This is a genomic window from Pukyongia salina (assembly GCF_002966125.1).
Classification (GTDB): Bacteria; Bacteroidota; Bacteroidia; order Flavobacteriales; family Flavobacteriaceae; genus Pukyongia; species Pukyongia salina.
In genome coordinates this window covers 142,941-163,468 of sequence record NZ_CP027062.1, presented here as the reverse complement: position 1 = coordinate 163,468, position 20,528 = coordinate 142,941, and the positions used below count along the sequence as shown (strand labels likewise).

Here is a 20,528-nt window from a genome sequence, read left to right as displayed (position 1 = left end):
AGCACAGGCATTTCAGCCAAAATTACGTAATTTAAAGTGAAGGATTCTGTTGATTTTTAATTAATTCCCTAACCGATTTACGATCGTAGATAGATGGAAAGATCTCCTCGATGATCAAGGCATATTCCGGTTCGAATTTAAGAGCATTCTTAAGATGATATCGTCCTTTATCATCTTCGTTCAGTAAATAATGTACGCCTGCAAGACGATATTCGATCTCGGCAGACTCCGGATAGAACTCGGCTGCCTGATGCAGGTTATTAATGGCAGCTTCAAATTCGCCCAATTGTAATAATATATCGGCGCGGGCCAACCAGGTCTCCAGTTCGTAATTACCCAGCTCTATACTTCTTCTAAAGCCATGCTCAGCTTCTTCAAAGAGGTTTAGTCTGTTATTGATCTTCGCATATCGTTTCCAATACAAAACGTTCTCACTGTCTATATTGATCGCTTTATCAATGTAGTAAAGTGCCTTCTGGTAATTTTTCTTCTTGTAATAAAAATCGGTTATCGCGATCCAGCCTTTGTCCAACAAGGCATCTTCTTCCACACATTTGTTGTAGAATTTTAAGGCGAGCTCACTATTCCCCAGTTTTTCGTAACATTTCCCTATTCGCAATAAGGCAAAGGAAGTAGGTTCGTCCAGTCCCAGGGTAATGGTATAACTTTCGATCGCCTCGGTATACCTGCGCAGTTTTTCAAGTACTTTACCTTTTTCAAGGTATGCCCCAATAAAACTATCGTCACTAATAATGGCGAAATCGAAGGCGGCCAGAGCCTTGTTAAATTCTTCAAGATTTGTATACTGCTTGCCCACCTGGTGCCATGCTACTTCGCAATAAGGATTCTTATTAAGATAGTCATTCAGGTAATCGATCGCAGCTTCATGTTGCTCCAGATAATCGAAACAATAAATAATGTTATATAGGGCCGAATAGTCCTCCTCATCCTGTTCTAAACACCTCATAAAATTTTGTTTGGCATTTTCAAAGTCTTCTATAAAGAGGTATTCCATACCAATAAGTGACAATACGTCTGCCTCATCGGAGGTGATTTCAAGTGCTTTATGTAAAAGACGGATAGCTTTCTTATGTTCATCCCTTCGGGATAGGATGTTTGCTTTCTGAATATAGATCTCCTCATTGGATTGTTCCAGAGGCTCTAAAGAGTCCAGTAACTCCTCGGCAGTGTCCAGTTCGTTCTCAAAAATGAACATTTCAACCTGGAATAATTTCAGGTTTGTAGATGTAGGATGTTGCTCCAGGCCAAGCTTCACTGCTTTCTTGGCAAGGGCGATCTTACCGTTTTCAAGATAATGCTGAATGATCTCTTCGAACTCACCAGAGTCAAAGAAAAGTACGTTATTGGTCTTCAGCATGGATTCGAAGCGGGAAAGAGAGAAATTGTTATACTCGTCAGGGCTAGAGTTCATACACAACTGATTAACGGATTCTTCTATTTTAAAGATAGTAATGTAAAGAGGTGTTCAATAGTTATGCCGTGTTTGTTGTTAACAAGCTTATTAACAGAATTTTTAGAATATAACATACTGTAAAACAGCTACTTACGTCATTAAGTTTTTTCACTAACCTTGTCCATAACGGCTGCAATTATGGCGCAGCCTTTTCTTATTTCCTCTTCTGAAATGGTTAGCGGTGGTGTAATCCTAATCGCACAAGACTCAAATAAAAGCCAGAAAAGTATGAGTCCGGCCTCTTTACAACCCAGTATGATCTCATTTGCGATCGAGGCATTTTCCACCATGATCGCCAGCATGAGCCCTTTCCCGCGAATTTCTTTTATCAAAGGATGAATTAGTAACACCCGGAACAATTGTTCCTTTCGTAAAGCCTCCCGCATGAGGTCGCATTGGGTGATCTCTTTTAAGGTTGCTAGCGCTGCAGCTGCGATCACCGGGTTTCCACCAAAAGTAGTGATGTGTCCTAACTTAGGGTTGTCTTTTAACAACGACATATGGGCATATGACGCGGTAAAAGCTCCTATAGGAAGACCTCCTCCCATACCTTTCCCCATCACCAGTATATCCGGGATCACCTGGTAATGTTCGAAGCCAAATAGTTTTCCGGTACGGCCAAATCCGGGCTGAATCTCATCCAGTATCAATAGGGCACCTTCGGTTTCACACCGTTGTTTAACTCTTTGTAAGTAGCCTGGTTCGGGTTCTATAAAACCTGCCGCTCCCTGTATGGTTTCCAGTATAACAGCGGCTGTGTTACTGTTTATCTTGTCGAGGTCTTCTTCGCTATTGAAGGTAATGGCATGACAATCGGGCAGAAGGGGTGCGAAGGGTTGTTTGCGTTCTTTGTTTCCCATAACGCTCAGGGCGCCATAGGTATTTCCGTGATACGCCTTGTCTGCATAGATAATACCGGATCTGCCTGTTACACGCCTCGCTAGTTTAATGGCGCCATCGATGGCTTCGGTACCGCTGTTAACAAGATAAGTGGTTTCCAGTGGCTTGGGTAAATGGCTTGCGAGTAACTTAGATAGTTGGACGGCGTTCTCCTGAACATATTCGCCATAGACCATCACATGCAGGTATTTGTCCAATTGTTCTTTAACTGCATTGATCACCGATGGGTGTTTGTGACCAAGGCTGCAAGCAGAAACACCGGCTACAAAATCGAGGTGCGCATTTCCGTCTTCATCGAAGATATAGCTACCTTCGGCGTGAGACACTACCATCGCAAGTGGATGGGGGGTGGTCTGCGCCTGGTGTTTGAAAAAGTCTGCTGCAAGATTAGCCTTCGCCATCGTCCTTTTCTTTATTTTCCTTACGGGTTTCGGGTTTCGGATCATCTTGGCGGTTTTGAAGATCGCTGGCCTTTAGTTTTGAGGCCTCGGGCAGATCAATCTCTTCTTCCGGGATATCATCGAAGAATTCACCTTCGTCTTCAGGCAAGGGAATGCCCTGTATCTTCGGAAGCACAGGTGCCGGCTTCCCATTAAACAGATCCTGCACTTTCATGAGTCTTTCATCACCACGCCAGATAAATCCGGGTAATATTCTCGCATTTTCCGGAAACTGGGAGGGAGGGTATACCTTTCCCTTAGCCTGTTTTATAAACTTGATCCCGGTTATTTGCTGCTGTTCCAAGTACATCTGTATCGAACTAGAAACTGTATTGTTTATTCCCACCAGTTCCTGTTTATCGTTTCTTGAAAAATAAATTACCTCAGTATTCTTGATGATATTCACTGTATCCAGTTCGTTGTTGGTGAACAATCCTATAAGGCGTTCTCCTTTTACCTGGTTGTAACCTGCACTGTCCTTTTGTACAAGAAACGCATTATTGAAAACCTTCAAAGTATCCAGTTTCTCGGTTTCGGTATTAGACAGGATATGGATGGTATCTCCGGTCATCTGGTTTTCACCGGACCAGAGTATAGGGTTTCGTAGTAGTTTGGTGATCCCGGCCTTCTGATCCACAAAGATCGAATCGCATTTTCCACTAGTAGGCGCGTCTGGGGGCAGGCCACGTTTAAACATTCTCGCCCTGTAAAAGCCTTTTATCACCCGGTGGTCGGGCTTTCCGGTTACCCTTAGGGTATCGGCGTGAACATACACCGAATCGTTATCTCGTAGCGTGACAGCCACCGCTCTTTTCGTGATAAAGACCGAATCTTTCTCTCGAAACACTTCGGCATAATGTCCGCGTATCACACTGCGGTTGATCGTATCCAGAACTTTTATGTTGTTGGTAGCTGAAGCAAAACTTGTGTTTCGGTCGAAATAAATGCTATCCCCATAAAGGATCCGATTATTATAGTAGACCCTCGAGTTCTTTACAAAATACCCTTTATCCGTTCTGGTGTTATAATATCCTCTTTCACAGTAAACCGTACTCGTTTTAGATACAATGGTGGATTCGCCATACAGATAGGCACCTCCTGTTTCGGAATAAAAATCGAGTTGTTCGCTGTTTACAGTATACTTTGGGTTAACGATCTTCACCCCAGAGAGGAATTGATATTTCTTGGTTGCGGCATAGTAGCGTCCTATACGGCTGGTTAGGGTGCTGGCCGTATCACGTACGGTACCTCCGGAGCGGTAAAAGGCCTGCTGTTTGATACGGTCGAAATACAAGGTGTCTGTACGCAAGGTGGTTTTGGGTTCGGTAAGGACTACCTCGCCACTGGCGAAGGCAAATTGCGTGTTACCGTTATATTCGGCGTATTTACTTCGCATGGAAACGGTATCTCCCTGCATGATGCGTACTTTTCCGTAGGCTTTTACAAAATTGTCTTTCAGGTAAACAAAGGCCTGGTCGCACCACATCTCTACGCCTTCGTGCACAATATACACCTGCCCGGAATTGTCCTTGGTGTAGATGATAGCATCGGGAAATTCGGGTTTCTTTTCAAGATAGCCGGACTGTACCGAGACTTTAGTTTTTCCGGGATCATCCTGTCCGAAACAATAAATTCCGAAGAGAAAAAAGAAAAGGAGTATGTAGTTTGATATTTTCAACAAAGATTCTTTATAACACTAACGAAAATACCAACAAATATTGAGTTAGCGGTGAATCGTTTGTGTTCTGTCCGGACCAACCGATACGATCTTAATAGGCACCTCGAGCTCTTTTTCAAGGAATTCTATATAATCGTTAAGGGCGGCAGGAAATTCTGAAGTACTGCTCATCTTTGTGAGATCCTCAGCCCATCCTTTCATTTCAGAATAAATGGGAGTGATATTCTCCGCCTCGATATTATACGGTAGATGCTCAATTTTACTGCCTTTATAATGATAGGCGGTGCAGACCTTCAATTTGTCAAATCCACTCAATACATCGCCTTTCATCATCATTAATTGAGTAACACCATTAACCCGAACGGCGTATTTCAAGGCCACAAGGTCCAGCCAGCCGCAACGTCGCGGACGTCCGGTTGTAGCACCAAATTCGTTCCCAACCTTTGCCATGGTCTTCCCGTAATCGTCAAATAGTTCGGTAGGGAAGGGGCCACTACCAACGCGTGTTGCATAGGCTTTAAAGATCCCAAATACCTCTTTTATATCGCCTGGGGCCACACCAAGGCCTGTACATGCTCCTGCCGCCGTAGTATTGGACGAAGTTACATACGGATAGGTTCCGAAGTCAATATCCAGTAACGAACCCTGGGCGCCTTCGGCCAGAATAGATTTCCCGGCTCGTTGGGCCTGGTAGAGGTATTCTTCGCTATCAATAAAGGTTAATTCTTTAAGTCTCTCAACGGCATCGAAGAATTCTCTTTCCATATCGGCAAGATCGTACTGGATCTCGGCTTTGTAGAAATCGATCATCGCCTCGTGCTTATTGGCAAGTGCGCGATATTTCTCCTGCCAGTTCTCCATCTCAAGGTCACCCACCCGGATTCCGTTCCTGCCTGTTTTGTCCATGTAAGTAGGGCCTATTCCTTTAAGGGTGGAACCAATCTTCGCCTTTCCTTTAGATGCTTCACTTGCGGCATCGAGAAGTCGGTGCGTTGGCAGGATAAGGTGCGCTTTCCTGGAGATTAGCAGTTTGCTTTTGTAATCGAGGTTGAATTTGTCGAGGTTATTGAGTTCTTTTCTGAAGATCACAGGGTCTATCACAACTCCGTTACCCACCAGGTTGATCGCATTTTCGTGAAAAATACCGCTGGGAATAGTGTGAAGTACATGCTTGATCCCGTCGAATTCGAGGGTATGGCCGGCATTTGGGCCTCCCTGAAAGCGTGCAATGATATCATAGTTTTTGGTAAGTACGTCGACGATCTTTCCTTTTCCTTCGTCACCCCATTGTAATCCTAGTAGTAGATCTACTGCCATAAGTATTATGAATTTTCCCGACTACTCGTGCTTTTGCTGCCGGAAGTTTTTCTATTTCCGTAGAAATAGAGTGAATGGTTGGTTATTTCGATATCGAAAACTTCTTCGATGGTTTTTTTGATAGACTGAATCCTCGGGTCGCAAAACTCTATCACTTCCCCGTTTGAGAGGATCACATGATCGTGTTGCTTGTCGAAATACGATTTCTCGTAATGAGCCTGATTCTGCCCGAACTGATGTTTACGCACCAGGCCACATTCCAGTAATAATTCTATGGTATTATAAAGGGTGGCTCTGCTTACACGGTAGTTCTTGTTCTTCATATTGATATACAGGGATTCAATATCGAAGTGATCGTTATGATCATAGATCTCCTGAAGAATTGCGAAGCGCTCCGGTGTTTTACGATGTCCTTTTTCCTCGAGAAACCCCGTAAAAACATTCTTGACGATCGCCTGATTATTTTGATCCGTTTTTGCAGTCATATCAAAGGAGCAAAGGTAGTTATTTATGCTCTGGTAACTTTATCAATTCCGTTTATATTTTTTATTTTTTCAACGAGATTATTAAGAATATTCTTGTTCTTAACCACCACTATAATTTTTCCGTTGAAGATACCATCGTTGCTGTCGAAATGAACACTCTTCATATTGATGTTGAGGTTATTCGATATCACTTTGGTTACTTCGTTCACCAGGCCAATCGTGTCGATTCCGGTGATCTTGAGTTCGGCCCTGAAATCACTCTGGGTGGAATCGATCCACTTCGCGGGCATGATTCGGTAGCCGTAATTACTTTGTAGCTGCAGGGCATTCGGGCAGTTCTGCTTATGAACCTTTATTCCCTCGTTCACGGTAAGAAAACCAAATACATCATCTCCGGGAATTGGATTACAGCAATTCGCCATCTTATACTCCAGTTTGTCCTCCTCTTTACCAAATACCAGCTGATCGAACTTTTCGGTTATTTCCTGCTTGTCGACATCATCCGGGTGTCCGGGTTTTCGCATTCGGTTTTTAAAGAAGGAGACAAAAGCATTAGAGCGTGATGCCGCAAAGTCTTTTAATTTTTTATTGTCGATGATCCCTGCACCTACACGATAGAAAAGGTCCAGACTGGTTTTTAGTTTGAAATAGACTACCAGTTGATTTACCGTCTTCTCGTCCAGGGTGATCTTAAGTGATTTCAATTTTCTGGCCAGGACAACTTTTCCTTCGGCAGCGATCTCTTTTTTCTCTTCCTTCAGAGAAGATTTGATCTTCGATCGTGCACGGCCTGTGGTAGCGTAATTAAGCCAGTTTGCTGTTGGTTTCGATTTCTCGGAGGTCATGATCTCCACCTGGTCTCCGCTTTTTAGCACATGACTTAAGGGTACCAGCTTCCCGTTAACCTTTGCTCCCCGGGTATGCAGTCCAACTTCGGTGTGTATGTGAAAGGCGAAGTCGAGGGCAGTTGCACCCTTGGGAAGGGAGTACAGATCTCCTTTAGGTGAAAAGACAAAGATCTCCTTAGCGTAGAGATTCAATTTGAAGTCCTCTACAAAATCCACGGCATTCACTTCCGAATTCTCCAGGGATTCCTGCAGTTTGTTCAACCAGTCTTCCAGGCCAATATCTTCCTTCTCTTTGGTCTTGTACTTATAATGCGCGGCGTATCCTTTTTCGGCTATCTCATTCATTCGCTCCGATCGTATCTGAACTTCTACCCAGCGTCCCTGTGGCCCCATTACTGTGATATGCAGGGCTTCGTAGCCTGTGGATTTTGGCGATGAGATCCAATCTCTTAAACGTGTGGGATTAGGTCTGAAATGGTCTGTTACTATCGAGTAGATCTTCCAGGCAATGAACTTTTCATTATCGGCATCACTTTTATAGATGATCCTAACCGCGAATTTATCGTAGACTTCGTCGAAACTAACATTCTGAGCCAGCATTTTGCGACGGATAGAGAATATTGATTTCGGCCTCCCTTTGATCTCGTATTTTAGTTTTTCGGCATCCAGGGAATCCTTGATCACCTTGGTGAAATCGTTGATATAGGCGTCCTGTTGTTCCTTGCTTTCCTTGATCTTACTTAGAATATCATTATATACCTCCGGTTCGGTGTATTTCAATCCCAGATCCTCTAATTCGGTCTTGATGTTGTACAGGCCTATGCGATGAGCCAGCGGGGCATAGATATAAAGTGTTTCCGAAGCAATTTTAACTTGTTTTTGCTCAGGCATGGAGTCCATGGTCTGCATGTTGTGTAGTCTATCGGCGATCTTGATAATGATCACACGAATATCCTCATTGAGGGTGAGCAGCATTTTCCTGAAATTCTCGGCCTGCAGCGATACGTCCTTATCGTAAGGTATTTGAGATATCTTGGTAAGTCCGTCTACAATGCGGGCAACGGTCTCTCCAAATAACTGTTCAATATCTGCCAGCGAATACTCGGTGTCTTCCACCACATCGTGAAGCAGGGCAGCGGCAATAGAAGTAGCGTCCAGCCCAATTTCGGAAGCAACGATCTTTGCTACCGCTAATGGGTGGAATATGTAAGCCTCTCCAGATTTTCGCCGTTGGTCCTTATGGGCATCAACGGCAACATCGAATGCCGAACGGATCAGCCGTTTATCGGCCGCTGTGAGCGTTCGATAACTGATCTTCAGCAGTTCTTTGTATTGTTTGGTGAGCTCCTTTTTTTCCGCTTCCAGTACTTCCTCAGTCATAAATTAAATGTACAATATTGGTTTGTAAGTACCAACAAATTTTGTGCCCGGACCCATGGACGGCGTCTTCGTTTTTATTTTTTTAAATTCCGAAAACGCTGTAAAAGAGTGGGATGTGAGTAATGCACGAAAACGTAGGCCGGATGCGGGGTTAGGTTACTTAAGCTGTTTCGTGATAATTTTTTTAATGCTGAAATTAGGGGAGTACCATTATATGTCGTTTTGGCATAGTTATCCGCCTGGTATTCAAATTTCCGGGATAAATAATTCATAAGTAATCCCGTGAGTTCCGAAATAGGGGTAAAAAGTATCCCGAAGGCTATCAAACCTATATGGAAAGAAGGCTCGCTTACATCAAGGGCTTCCGAAAGTAACGGATTTCCCACAAAAACAGACAGCACCCAAAGGGTAAACCCCGTAGTGAGGATGGAGGCCAGCAGGTTGATCACTATATGCTTTTTCTTATAATGTCCCACTTCGTGGGCAAGAACCGCTACGATCTCTTCATCTTCCAGATCGTTGATCAAGGTATCGTATAGGGTTACTCTTTTTTCACTTCCGAAGCCTGAAAAATAGGCATTGGCTTTTGTACTTCGCTTTGAGCCATCAATCACAAAGATCTTATCCAGCGTGAAGCCAACCGTATTGGCATAGGCCTCGATCCTGGATCTCAGCTCCCCGGCTTCCAGGGGTTTTTGCTTATTGAAAATAGGCACGATAAGCCTGGCGTAGAACATATTCATAAACACCGAAAACACGGTTACTACACCCCAGGTATACAGCCAGAATGCCTCTCCGGCCCATTCGTAGAACCAAACGATCACTGCCATAAGCAGGCCACCAATTATCGCCGCCATGAATAGTCCCTTAATTTTATCCAGGACAAAGGTTTTTACTGTGGTTTTATTAAAGCCGTATTTTTCTTCTATCACAAATGTGCTGTAGTAACTGAAGGGTAGGCTTAATATACTCGCCGCCATTCCAATTACCCCAAAGAATATTAGTGCGATCAAAATGGAATTATCTGTGTAAGACCTCGCGAGGTCGTCTACATATGCAAAACCTTCCAGGAAGAAGAACAGGAGAGTGGCGATCATGGAAATTGAAGACGAGAGCAGCGAAAAGCGGTAGCGTTCCTTTTTATATTGCTGAGACCGTTTATATTCCTTTTCATCGTACACATCGGCGATCTCCGCCGGTAGCTCGTCGTTGAAATGTTGTGCATTGAGGTGATCCAGAATTTTATCGATAATGAAATTAAGGACAATGATCCCAATAATAATGTAGAATAAAGTTTGCGGTGTCAAAGGAATGGGTTTTGAAAAATTGATTTTTATTATCTCAGAGGCAGGTTTGTAATTGATATTTAACTACATACAATAACATCTTAATTGTTGAGATTTCGTTGTCGTTTGGCTTCAAATATAAGGATTCCCGCTGCTACCGACACGTTCATGCTGTCTATATCTCCTTCCATAGGAATCACAATATTCTGTGTGCTGGAATCCAGCCAATTTTGAGACAAACCAGCGGCCTCTGTGCCAACAACCAGCGCGGTGGGCCCTCTATAGTCACAGTTGTAAAAGGGTTTGGAAGCCTGCAGAGCAGCAGAGTAAATATCTATGTCCTTCTCTTTGAGGAATTGGATGATCTCTTCTGTAGAACCGGTTGCAATAGCGCGTGTGAAGATACAGCCAACACTGCTTCTTATTATATTGGGATTATACATATCGGTACGCGGATTTGCAATGATCACAGCATCCAGGTTTGCCGCATCTGCCGTTCGAAGCAAGGCACCTATATTACCGGGCTTTTCGGGAGCCTCGGCGACGAGAATTAGCGGATTCTCATTTTTTATTCTTAATGCATCCAGCGAGAGTTCTTTACTTTCGGCGATTGCCAGAATGCCTTCGGTCGTCTTTCTGTAGGCCAGTTTCTGATATACTTCCGGGCTTATCTCTATATGCTGTTTTTCAGGGAAATTTATTTCCGAAGCATTTTCAGAAAAAATATCCGGACAGATCATGATGGTCTGTAATTGATAACCACCCTTTAGAGCCAGCTCGATCTCCCTTCTGCCCTCAATCACAAATAGCCCTGTGCTTCTTCGCTCCCTCGATTTTTCGAGTAATTGGATCACTTGTTTTACCAGTGGATTTTGAAGGCTGGAGATAGATTTTATCATGCGGTAAAGGTAATAAGTATTTTAATTGCCCCTAAAGCAATATCAGTTGTAAAATACTTTTACTTTTTAGTGTATTTTAGAATTCCTACAATAAATCATAAAGGTTTCAAAAAAATTATTCGGTTAAACTTAGCTTTCTTATTTTTAACTTGACAAACCTGTTTAGAATGAAAAATATAATCCTGCTTATTGTAGCCTCTTCCCTGTTATTTGCATGTAAGGAGGAAACAAAAGATCCACAACCTGTAATTCACGATACCATACCAATTTCTGAAGACACCGCAAGGATGTTGAAGTATCCCGTTTCGCTGAAAGAAGTTTTTAAAGTTCACGGCGGACTCGATCGCTGGGACCAAATGAATAACCTTTGTTTTGAGATCACCAGCAGAACCGGAACCGAAACACATACAATCTCCTTACCCGACCGAAAAACGAAGATCGAAGCTCCCAATTGGTCGATGGGATTTAATGGTGAGGATGTCTGGTTTCATGAAAACAAGGAGAATGCTTATAAGGGCGATCCTGTTTTCTATTACAACCTAATGTTCTATTTCTATGCGATGCCATTTGTATTGGCCGATCCCGGCATAGAATACCACGAGGTGAAATCGACCGAACTGGACGGTGAAGTTTATGAGGGAATTAAAATTAGTTACAAAGAGGGCGTGGGAACTTCTCCCAAAGATGAATATATACTTTACTTTCATCCCGAAACTTACGAAATGGCCTGGCTTGGCTATACGGTTACCTACCATGAAAATGAGAAGAGCGATACCTGGAAGTATATTAAATACAGCGAATGGCAGGATGTGAATGGCGTAAAACTTCCAAAGACTCTTACCTGGTACACCATAGAAAATGGTAAGCCGGTGCAGGCTCGAAATAACGTAAAGTTCGAAAAAGTAACGCTCACCGAGACTGTGCTAAATGCATCGGTCTTTAAAGTTCCGTCTGAAGCAAAGGTTCTTACTAATTAGCAGACGCGGTTTTAGACTTATAAACTTCGGCCAGCGCCTCCGAAAAATTCTTTCGCCAGGTTTGCCAGTCATGGCCTCCATTAGTTACCCTCAACTCGCAGGAAACTCCGTTTTTCAGAAATAATTGTTGAAGGCTCGTAACTACCGGAACGATATTGTAATTATCATCGTCACCAACCGAAATATGAAATTGTGGTCTCTTGTTTGCCAACAGTAACTCGTCAATACGTTTTGTGTACGAATAGGATCGCCAGAGCGAATCACTAAACTTTCCGTTGAAAGCGAAGGCTTCCACTTTTCTGGAAGATGAGATCGCAGGAGGAAGAGGTTCGTATGCTGCCGGACTCAAAAGGATCACGCTATTAAAAAGTTCGGAGCGATGTAGCGAAAATCGCAAAGCACCATAGCCACCCGCCGAATTCCCTGCCATGTTGCGGTTGCCCAATTTATGTTTGTATCCAACAGATTTTTCAAAATGAGGCAAGAATTCATCCAGGTAAAATCGCTCCATCTTTTCCTTGCTATCCACATACCACGAATTACCGGCATTAATACTAACGGCTGCCATTGGTGGGATAGCACCGTCCGCAATAAGCGAATCCAGCAAATGGGCCACGTTTCCCTCTTCTTCCTCGAACCAGTCGTGATGATCACCTCCATGGCCATGTAGCAAGTAGATAATATCTAGCAATGGTTGCTCTTCGTTAAAGGAAGCAGGCAGATACATATTATACCCGATCTCCCTGTTGAGGATCACCGATTTCAGCGACTTGGTAAGGACGCTTCCATGAGGTACATGCTCGGGCTCATTACAGCTGCACAGCAGGAGGCAAACCAATAATGTTGTAAATATCCTCATAGAAGATGATCACTCAGGCTGGTAGGCAACCCGAAAATTTTTAAGATTAGATTTCACCACAGAAACTCCGGTTTCCTCTTTGGTGTTTACTTCAATTCCTTCTGTTTGTGAGGAGATCTTTGTAGCCCCTTCGGGAAATTGGAATTCGACCTGCCAGCTGTCTTTGGTTTGAGAGATCTCTACGGTTTGCATACCTTCTTTTTCTGAAAAGTAAATGGAGATCTCATTGTCTCCAACCAGCACGTTTTCCAGGGAGGCGTTTTTCCAGGTGGATGGCATCTGCGGACGAATGGTCACTTTTTTATCGGCCGCGTTGGGTGTGATACCGAAGAATTGCTCGACCACAGGAACGGCAAATCCGTAAACGTTCCATGCTTGAGTTACCATGCCGTAATCCGGAGAGACCTCGTAGATACTTCCGGGTAAGGCATAGCTGAAGGTACGGGTCATTCTTTTGAGATAATTAAGCGCCATATCGGGTCTGCCGTAGTTATTTTCGGCAACGATCTGTACGCCGGTAGGTAAGGTCATTACCGCCCCGGTATACGAAAATATCTTACTTCCTTTAAACGAGCCGTCATCAGATCCGGCCGACTCGTCCCTGTCGATCCCGGTAACGAATACCCCAAACGGATTTACGTAGTTTTCGGCAGTGGCAAGTGCTTTTTGGGCTTTGTCCGGGCTGGCAAGGCCCACCTCCATGGGAGTGTTCACTACCCAGTTATGGTGGAGTACAAAGGGCCTGGGAGTGGCCGACGGATTTTTTAAAATCGCCTCTCTCGTTTTCTTTAACTCTTCCACAGCCCAGGGTTTATTAAGGGTGTCTGCACGTACGATGGCATCCTCGATAAGTTTCAGCGCTTGTTTATCGGTGCCAATGAAATCGGCGTAAGAGTTAAATTCTTCGCTCCAAAATTGGGTGTTGATCTTCGCCGCCAGTTTTTCGGCAGTCTCGTAATACTGCTGCGCCATTTGGTAATCACCCAGGGCATCGGCAATAAACGAAGCATCCTTAAATGCCTTATAGGTATAGGCAGCTACGTCGATCATTTCGCTATCCAGGCCGTGAATTTCCATCATCCCGAAACCATCCGGAAATAAGTTTCCGTCGGCGTCCTTTTCGGTCATCAACCATTCCAATCCCTTTTTAATGGTGGAGTAATATTTCTGAAGAAACTCTTTCTCACCATTCCACTGGTACACTTTCCAGATCAAGCTGGCAAATTGTGGCGTTTCATTAATATTTCCGGGGTTAAAGACAGCGCCGTTGGTAGACATCTCATGAATAATACGACCATTACCGTTAACGGCTTCAGACACACTATCCAGTAGTTTTATAGTATTGTAGACCGGTTCCCGCTGGCCTATAGCCATATATCCTTGCAGGGCGTATTCACTATCAACCCCAAACCACCAGGGATAATCGGGGATTCCCGCACCAATACCCGATCCTATTTCAGGAACGGTGCGAACCAGCCAATCGCAATTGTATTTCACCCACTCAAATGCCTGTTCTATGTCCTTGTCGGGGATGGTTAATTTAGTTCTACCAGCCAAATCCTCGTAACGTGCCTTCTTTTCTGCCAGATATTTTGGGATCCAGGTGTCGGGATCCTCCATAATATCCAGGTAATTTGCATAGATCCTTTCTTTGGCTGTATTTGATCCGTCGAGATCATAGGCGCCGGCGATAGCAAATTGAATAGTTTCTGTGGCTCCCGCATTTACACTGATGTCGTAGTTTAAGGATGCTTTAAACCCATTGCCCTTATATTCCGAACTGTGTCGTTCCTTGGAGTCGCTGGGCCTGTCGGCACCAAACATTGTATACCACGAATTTAAACTGTCTTTTACAACCCACACATCAGACTCAGGGTCGAAATCAATATCCCGGGAATCGATCATCTTGGTTCGATCGCCGAGCCAGGTAGGCCTTAGATCTGTTGAACCTATAAATTTTAGCGTTCCTTTCTTCTCTGTTTCGCTATGGTTTTTTATGCTGAATTGAACGATCACTACCTCCTTCTCATCCGGAACAAATTGAAATCTTTCAACTTGCAATCCGTGGGATTCTAAATTATAGATGTGTTTATTTCCGAAGGGATAATTAATAAAACGATCTGCTTTCTCCAGAGAAACAGTTTCCCCATCCAGGATCAGGTCTAGTTGAAACCCATCCATCAATTTAATGGGATGATCCCAAATGCCACCCATTTCTCCTTTGATGTGCCAGCCAATCTCAGGGAAGGTTCCATCCTGATACCCTACCATATAAACCCGGTCTCCGGCCGTTACATAAGGTGAACCTAAATAGGATTCCTTACCTTCAATGAACGGGCTGTCTGAAGTACTTTGTGCCAAGGAAGTTTCTTCTTTTTTTGAGGTACAGCTTACTATCAATAAGGCTGCGGTTGCGAAATGGATAAAATTTCTCATATAAGGGGTATTGGAGAGGAATAAATATACCTACTTTGTCTGATTTCAGAAAAAATATATAAAATGAAAAAGCAGCCCTGAGGCTGCTTTCTCTATTAAATTGATCGTTACTTCCCGGAGTATTTTCCCATATATCTTTTCCAGAGTTCTGTCTGATGCGTTTCCAGCGACAGCTCACGTCCGTCGATAAAGGCATGTGAAAGAATATTGGTTCGCATATCCAGGGCGTCGCCCTCGCTAATAAAGAGTGTGGCGCTTTTACCCACTTCCAGGGTTCCGTATTTATTGTCTATCCCAAGGATCTTGGCGGTGTTCCCGCTAATTAGCTTCAAGGCTGTTTCTTTGTCCATTCCCTGTCCCACCAGTTGTCCGGCATAGAAAGGCAAATTCCTGGTCTGGAAATTAGACATACTGGCATTTTGTAATCCTACCAGCAATCCGCCATCAACCAAAATCTTCGGTAACTTATACGGAAGGTCATAATCATCATCGGCTCTATAGGGTAGAGAATGCGTTTGCCTTACCAAGACAGGGATATTGTGTTGTTTAAGAAAAGGGATGATCTTGTACGCTTCGTACCCACCAACGATCACAACATCTTTAACGCCTTCGCCTTTGGTGAGGGTTACTGCATCGATCATTTCTTTTTCACCCTGGGTATATATATACAACTTCTTACTCCCGTCGAACAATCCCTTCATGGCCTCAAAGCCTTCATTTTTGGATGTATCACCGGCAGCATTATAAGCTTTGGCATTTCTGAGGTAAACTTTTATTTCCTCCAGGTCTTTGCTGTAGTCCTTATTGGGTTTCCAGTCCCTGGACTCTCCCAGCCACCATCTGCCTCGACTGTAACTACCGGGCCAGTTCATATGGACGCCGTCGTCTACTTTTACCGCAGCATCTTCCCAATTCCATGCGTCGAACTGAACGATGGAGGAAGTACCCGAAATTCTACCTCCCTGAGGTGTTGCCTGTCCTATCAGCACGCCGTTAGGACGCATACTTTCCACGACCTTACTCTCGGCATTATAAGCGATAAGGGACCTCACATTGGGAATAAATTCACCTATTTCATCCTCATCATTACTGGCTCGTACCTGATTAACTTCTATTAGCCCTAACGACTTGGCGGGGGCGATAAAGCCTGGATAAACGTGTTTTCCCGTTGCATCGATAACCCTACCTTTAGAAGCAGTGCCGGAGCCACCAATGGCGGTAATACTTCCGTTCTCAAAGACGATTACACTGTTATCTATAACGGTTCCATTACCTATATGGGCTGTGGCACCTTTAATGGTTATTGCACCGCTCTGTGCAGGCGCAGGAGTTTGCTGAGCGTAGGATTGTAATCCAACACTCACAGCTATCACTATTAAAATTTGTTTTATTGCTTTCATGGTTGGATTAGTTTATGGTTTCACATTCAAATCGGATCTTTTCCTTGCCACGGGGAGCCTGGGTTTTACCACCACCGTTTTTTTCAGCAAGCATCATATTAATAAGCTTGGCACGTTCTGCCTGAATAGCCTGTCGCTGTGCCTTGTCTTTTTCAATATCAAAATATACCGTACCGTCTATCATGGTCTTTTCGGCTTTGGCGTAGACCGACAGCGGATGATCGGACCATAATACCAGATCGGCATCCTTTCCTTCTTTTATACTACCGGTGCGGTCGTCCAGGTGAAGCAATTTTGCCGGGTTGATGGTCACCATCTTCCAGGCTTCCTCCTCGCTCATACCTCCGTATTTAACACTTTTAGCGGCTTCCTGGTTTAGTCTGCGGGACATTTCCCCATCATCACTGTTTATAGCAACCGTAACTCCCTGGCTGGCCATGATAGCCGCGTTATATGGGATGGCATCGTTCACTTCGTATTTGTAGGCCCACCAGTCGCTAAAGGTAGAACCGCCCACGCCATGGGCAGCCATCTTATCGGCAACCTTATAACCCTCCAGGATGTGGGTAAAGGTGTTTACCCGAAAATTGAATTTCTCGGCTACTTTCATCAGCATATTGATCTCACTCTGTACATAAGAGTGACAGCTAATAAAACGCTCTCCGTTAAGGATCTCTGCCAGGACTTCCATCTCCTCATCATAGCGAAATGGCTGTCCGCTCTTCTTTTTCGCATCGTATTCCTTGGCCCTGTTGAAATAGTTCACATACAACTGTTCCACACCCATTCTCGTTTGCGGGAACCTGCTGAAACTTTGCCAGTTAGACTGTTTTACGTTCTCACCCAAGGCGAATTTTATGAACTTCGGACTATTATCGTAGATCAGGTTTTCTGCGTTCTCACCCCATTTAAGTTTGAGGATGGCAGAGCGCCCGCCTATCGGGTTGGCCGAACCATGTAACACCTGAATGGAGGTTACTCCACCAGCCAGGTTTCGATAGATATCTATATCCTCGGGATCAACCACATCTTCTATGGTTACCTCTGCCGAAGAATTATGCCCCGACTCGTTGATGGACAATGCCGCAATGTGCGAGTGTTCATCAATGATACCTGCCGTTAGGTGTTTCCCGGTAGCATCTACAACCGTTGCGCCGGCGGCACTTAGATTCTTTCCTACTTTACTTATTTTACCGTTCTTCACCAGTACATCCGTATTGGGAAGTACTCCGGCGGTTTCGCTGGTCCATACTGTGGCGTTCTTAAACAGTATATTTTGTGGCTGAGGTTTACTTTTAAAACCATACCCCACATTAGGGAAGGTAACCGGCACCATCTCTACAGTGCTCTCCTTCTCTTTATCTTTCTTTTCTGAAGCCTCTGCATCCCCTGTCCTAACTGCAGTGAAGCTGGTTTCCAGACCTGTTGGCAATACCATTTTACCGGAGATATTATTTCCGGTATTCGGAATAATGGCCGTGGACCTGAAGGATTCTCCCTTTTCTTCATCCTTGAACGAAAGCACCACCCAATTGTCTGAATACTCAAGTTTTGCCGGGAATTTTGTCTCTCCTAATTTCACTTCCGCCTTGGGCTTTCCTGCAGCTCCACTAATATCCAATTCGTAGGTCTTTCCTCCGGCATTTAGCGAATACTTTCCACGAATATCCTTTTGCCCCATATCGGTTATAACGTGTTTTCTTCCCTGTACCCAGTTTTCGTACATGGTTGTCTCACCGTCGAAAACATCTCCCGAAGTGATCAGGAAATTGGCATAGCGTCCGGGCTGTAAGGTTCCTAATTTATCACTTTTGCCCAGTAATTGCGCAGGGATGGTGGTGAGGGCTTTCAGGGCCTGGGTCTTATCGAAACCATACTCGAAGGCCTTCTTCATTTTTCCTTGTAATTCGGAAGGAGATTTCAATTCGTGGGTAGTAAGTGCAAAGGTCACACCCTTATCTGAAAGCGCTTTCGGATTCACCGGCGCCTGGTTCCAGTTTCGCATATCTTCCAGGGAGATGTATTTGGCAGCGAAAGGATCGCTTACATCATAAGCATCGGGAAAATTAAGCGGAATGATATATTGTGCATTTGTGGCCTTGATCTCATCGATCAATTCGTATTCGTCTCCACCGCCAACAATAATATAGTTGAGGTTAAATTGATCGCTGATCTTGTCTGCACGAAGATCGTTAGATTTATTACCGGCTTCTATAATTGCAGGGAGTCCTTTGTTCGCCAGAAGCGCATCCAAAGAGCGATCCTTTGTATTGGTGTTGCCTTTGGCATACCAATCCAGATCCCAGTGTAGTTGCCTAAGCAAGGCCATGGATCCCATGAGGGAAGAAGGATAGGATTGCCTGCTGGTCACACTCTTACTGAAAGAAAAGAATTGAGCAGAAGCATCGTCCAGAATTCTCGTTGCTGCATCGTCCTCGTCATTAAGCGCCACCAGCACTCCGGTTCCTCGTGCAATACCGTCCATTATATGAGTATTCACAACCCCAAAACCAGCCTTCCTGAAATCGGAAGCTTTTTTCTTGTCATACTCGAATTTCGCAATTACCTTATTCTCGGGCATGATATGGTCGTTCCAGTAGAAGCCCTTTCTTGAGGCGTCGTATTGCGGCGACCTTCCTTGTCCCTGTGCCCGTTTGGGCTTCTCCACACCAAAACCGGTGTACGGATCGATGAAGGATGGGTAAATATGTTTGCCCTCCAGATCGATCACTATCGTATTTTTTGGGATGGTAACAGATTTGCCGGACGCCACTACTTTTCCATCGCGGATAAGTAGGGTACCATTTTCAACAATTTGTGTGGGAGTGATGTAAATTTTGGCATTGGTAAAAGCCGTGTAATTGGTATTTTTTTCTTTAACCCCGTCGTTCTTCGGAAAATAATCCTGCGCGAAAGCAAAGGAAAAGCTAAAAAACACCACTACAACTAGTGAGAGTTTTTTCATTTGGTTGTTTTTTAAAAAAGAATCTAAATATAAGGAAGGTGAAAGGAAGATGTAAATTCTTAACCTTCCTTTAACAGCACAATTAATTTTAAAAAGGTTTGTCTTCAAAATAATTAACTACAAGGGCAACCATATAGCTATAGCTCATGATCCCCCTGGACTGGTTATTTGCTTTCAGAAACTGATCCCAAAAACCTTTGGAGAAGTCCTCAAACGGATTCTTATATTTTTCCCAGAAGTCTCGCATTTCCTTGTAGCTTGCCAGGATCCCCGGATTGATGGTCTCAAGTAGCTCATGGTAGGTGTCCATATCCCTTCTGGCAATCTCGTTAACGCAGTACCGCAAAGCAAAAATATAGCCGCTATACTGTATGTACGGATCGCTGTTATTAATGGTTGCCAGCGTAGCAATGAAATTAGCTTCGTTCTCGGCGGCGAATCCTATTTGATGCGCCTCCTCATGACAACTTACCACCGGGAACTTATAGGTTTTGATCAAATTATTTACCTGGGCTTCCCCGGAGAACGGATTGTAATACCCGCTATAACCCATATAGGTGAGGCCAAGGCTCCAGCCACTTTTCTTTATGCTTTTTGGGCTATAGGCCAGGTCGGGATATTCATCGGCCAGCCTGATAAAACCATCCAAAGACTTTTTAAAGACCTCCCGCTGGGTATAGGGCAGATCGATTTTCACGCTGTCCGGATAACCAAGTTGCCTATGGAGCTCATTGGACTTTGCGATTAATCGTTTGGTGGTACTTACTAGTTCTTCGGTGGTGTAGTCGCGGTCCAGATCCAGGGTTTGATGCAGGGGAACGCGATAATAATTCAGGCCCCAAAGCAGATGAAAAACAAAATAAACCAAGGAGACCGTTGCTACTATATCAATAAAGAATCGCACAGCCTCGTATTTAAGCCGCCTTACATTTTTGTATAACCACCTTATGGCGAGGATCGCAATAAGTAAATAGAAAATATCACCTACCGAAAAGGGGACCCATCCAAATACATAGCGAGATATTTTGGAGATGACCGGGTAAAGACCCTGACTGTAATACGTTTCGACAAAATGCGGAAAGTTTTTCAGTATCTGCAAAAGAAGAACCTGAACGGGAAGGAGCAGGGCAAGGATGAGGCGCGTTCTTTTTCGGTGCATATTTCAAACTTACAAAGAATTCTCT

General features: G+C 44.2%; 14 protein-coding genes. 1 reads left to right on the top strand and 13 read right to left on the bottom strand.

Annotated elements, in window-relative coordinates; genetic code table 11:
* Positions 1-31: 31 nt before the first annotated feature.
* The 8 genes from C5O00_RS00815 to C5O00_RS00780 all read right to left on the bottom strand — a co-directional run bounded on the left by C5O00_RS00815 (position 32) and on the right by C5O00_RS00780 (position 10,707).
* Positions 32-1,432, bottom strand: a complete 1,401-nt coding sequence (locus tag C5O00_RS00815) for a tetratricopeptide repeat protein (RefSeq protein WP_105214059.1) — start codon at positions 1,430-1,432, stop codon at positions 32-34.
* Between the two features lie 140 nt (positions 1,433-1,572).
* Complete coding sequence (locus C5O00_RS00810; RefSeq protein WP_105214057.1) at positions 1,573-2,775, bottom strand: aspartate aminotransferase family protein; 1,203 nt, start codon at positions 2,773-2,775, stop codon at positions 1,573-1,575.
* Positions 2,762-4,492, bottom strand: coding sequence for an OstA-like protein (locus C5O00_RS00805; protein ID WP_244593008.1), 1,731 nt, complete (start codon positions 4,490-4,492; stop codon positions 2,762-2,764). The genes C5O00_RS00810 and C5O00_RS00805 overlap by 14 nt, the downstream gene beginning before the upstream one ends.
* Before the next feature lie 45 nt (positions 4,493-4,537).
* Positions 4,538-5,809: an adenylosuccinate synthase gene (locus tag C5O00_RS00800; protein ID WP_105214055.1), complete on the bottom strand. Its 1,272-nt coding sequence runs from the start codon at positions 5,807-5,809 to the stop codon at positions 4,538-4,540.
* A gap of 5 nt (positions 5,810-5,814) precedes the next feature.
* Positions 5,815-6,294 carry a Fur family transcriptional regulator gene (locus C5O00_RS00795; RefSeq protein WP_105214054.1) on the bottom strand — a complete coding sequence of 160 codons (480 nt, stop codon included), beginning with the start codon at positions 6,292-6,294 and terminating at the stop codon, positions 5,815-5,817.
* A 23-nt stretch (positions 6,295-6,317) separates the two neighbouring features.
* Positions 6,318-8,522 (bottom strand): RelA/SpoT family protein, encoded by a 2,205-nt coding sequence (locus tag C5O00_RS00790; protein ID WP_105214053.1) that lies wholly within the window; start codon positions 8,520-8,522, stop codon positions 6,318-6,320.
* Between the two features lie 74 nt (positions 8,523-8,596).
* Complete coding sequence (locus C5O00_RS00785; protein WP_105214052.1) at positions 8,597-9,829, bottom strand: M48 family metallopeptidase; 1,233 nt, start codon at positions 9,827-9,829, stop codon at positions 8,597-8,599.
* 80 nt (positions 9,830-9,909) lie between these two features.
* The gene (locus tag C5O00_RS00780) at positions 9,910-10,707 is read right to left on the bottom strand and encodes a TrmH family RNA methyltransferase (protein ID WP_174688593.1); all 798 of its coding nucleotides are present in this window, start codon (positions 10,705-10,707) and stop codon (positions 9,910-9,912) included.
* A gap of 167 nt (positions 10,708-10,874) precedes the next feature.
* On the opposite strand from C5O00_RS00780, the gene C5O00_RS00775 reads away from it, so the two are divergent.
* Positions 10,875-11,684 (top strand): DUF6503 family protein, encoded by an 810-nt coding sequence (locus tag C5O00_RS00775; protein WP_105214051.1) that lies wholly within the window; start codon positions 10,875-10,877, stop codon positions 11,682-11,684.
* Here C5O00_RS00775 and C5O00_RS00770 read toward each other — a convergent pair.
* From C5O00_RS00770 to C5O00_RS00750, 5 genes are all read right to left on the bottom strand, one after another.
* The gene (locus tag C5O00_RS00770) at positions 11,677-12,543 is read right to left on the bottom strand and encodes an alpha/beta hydrolase (protein ID WP_105214050.1); all 867 of its coding nucleotides are present in this window, start codon (positions 12,541-12,543) and stop codon (positions 11,677-11,679) included. The genes C5O00_RS00775 and C5O00_RS00770 overlap by 8 nt on opposite strands.
* A gap of 9 nt (positions 12,544-12,552) precedes the next feature.
* A complete protein-coding gene (locus C5O00_RS00765; RefSeq protein WP_105214049.1) occupies positions 12,553-14,979 on the bottom strand; it encodes an alpha-L-rhamnosidase-related protein in 2,427 nt (808 codons plus the stop codon).
* Positions 14,980-15,086: 107 nt separating this feature from the next.
* A complete protein-coding gene (locus C5O00_RS00760; protein ID WP_105214048.1) occupies positions 15,087-16,379 on the bottom strand; it encodes an amidohydrolase family protein in 1,293 nt (430 codons plus the stop codon).
* A gap of 7 nt (positions 16,380-16,386) precedes the next feature.
* Positions 16,387-19,344: an amidohydrolase family protein gene (locus tag C5O00_RS00755; protein WP_105214047.1), complete on the bottom strand. Its 2,958-nt coding sequence runs from the start codon at positions 19,342-19,344 to the stop codon at positions 16,387-16,389.
* Positions 19,345-19,432: 88 nt separating this feature from the next.
* The gene (locus C5O00_RS00750; protein WP_105214045.1) at positions 19,433-20,503 is read right to left on the bottom strand and encodes a DUF3810 domain-containing protein; all 1,071 of its coding nucleotides are present in this window, start codon (positions 20,501-20,503) and stop codon (positions 19,433-19,435) included.
* Positions 20,504-20,528 lie beyond the last annotated feature (25 nt).

Coding starts and splice junctions, on each gene's coding strand:
- C5O00_RS00815 (WP_105214059.1), bottom strand. CDS start 1,432: ATGAACTCTAGCCCTGACGAGTATAACAATTTCTCTCTTTCCCGCTTC.
- C5O00_RS00810 (WP_105214057.1), bottom strand. CDS start 2,775: ATGGCGAAGGCTAATCTTGCAGCAGACTTTTTCAAACACCAGGCGCAG.
- C5O00_RS00800 (WP_105214055.1), bottom strand. CDS start 5,809: ATGGCAGTAGATCTACTACTAGGATTACAATGGGGTGACGAAGGAAAA.
- C5O00_RS00795 (WP_105214054.1), bottom strand. CDS start 6,294: ATGACTGCAAAAACGGATCAAAATAATCAGGCGATCGTCAAGAATGTT.
- C5O00_RS00790 (WP_105214053.1), bottom strand. CDS start 8,522: ATGACTGAGGAAGTACTGGAAGCGGAAAAAAAGGAGCTCACCAAACAA.
- C5O00_RS00780 (WP_174688593.1), bottom strand. CDS start 10,707: ATGATAAAATCTATCTCCAGCCTTCAAAATCCACTGGTAAAACAAGTG.
- C5O00_RS00775 (WP_105214051.1), top strand. CDS start 10,875: ATGAAAAATATAATCCTGCTTATTGTAGCCTCTTCCCTGTTATTTGCA.
- C5O00_RS00770 (WP_105214050.1), bottom strand. CDS start 12,543: ATGAGGATATTTACAACATTATTGGTTTGCCTCCTGCTGTGCAGCTGT.
- C5O00_RS00765 (WP_105214049.1), bottom strand. CDS start 14,979: ATGAGAAATTTTATCCATTTCGCAACCGCAGCCTTATTGATAGTAAGC.
- C5O00_RS00760 (WP_105214048.1), bottom strand. CDS start 16,379: ATGAAAGCAATAAAACAAATTTTAATAGTGATAGCTGTGAGTGTTGGA.
- C5O00_RS00755 (WP_105214047.1), bottom strand. CDS start 19,344: ATGAAAAAACTCTCACTAGTTGTAGTGGTGTTTTTTAGCTTTTCCTTT.
- C5O00_RS00750 (WP_105214045.1), bottom strand. CDS start 20,503: ATGCACCGAAAAAGAACGCGCCTCATCCTTGCCCTGCTCCTTCCCGTT.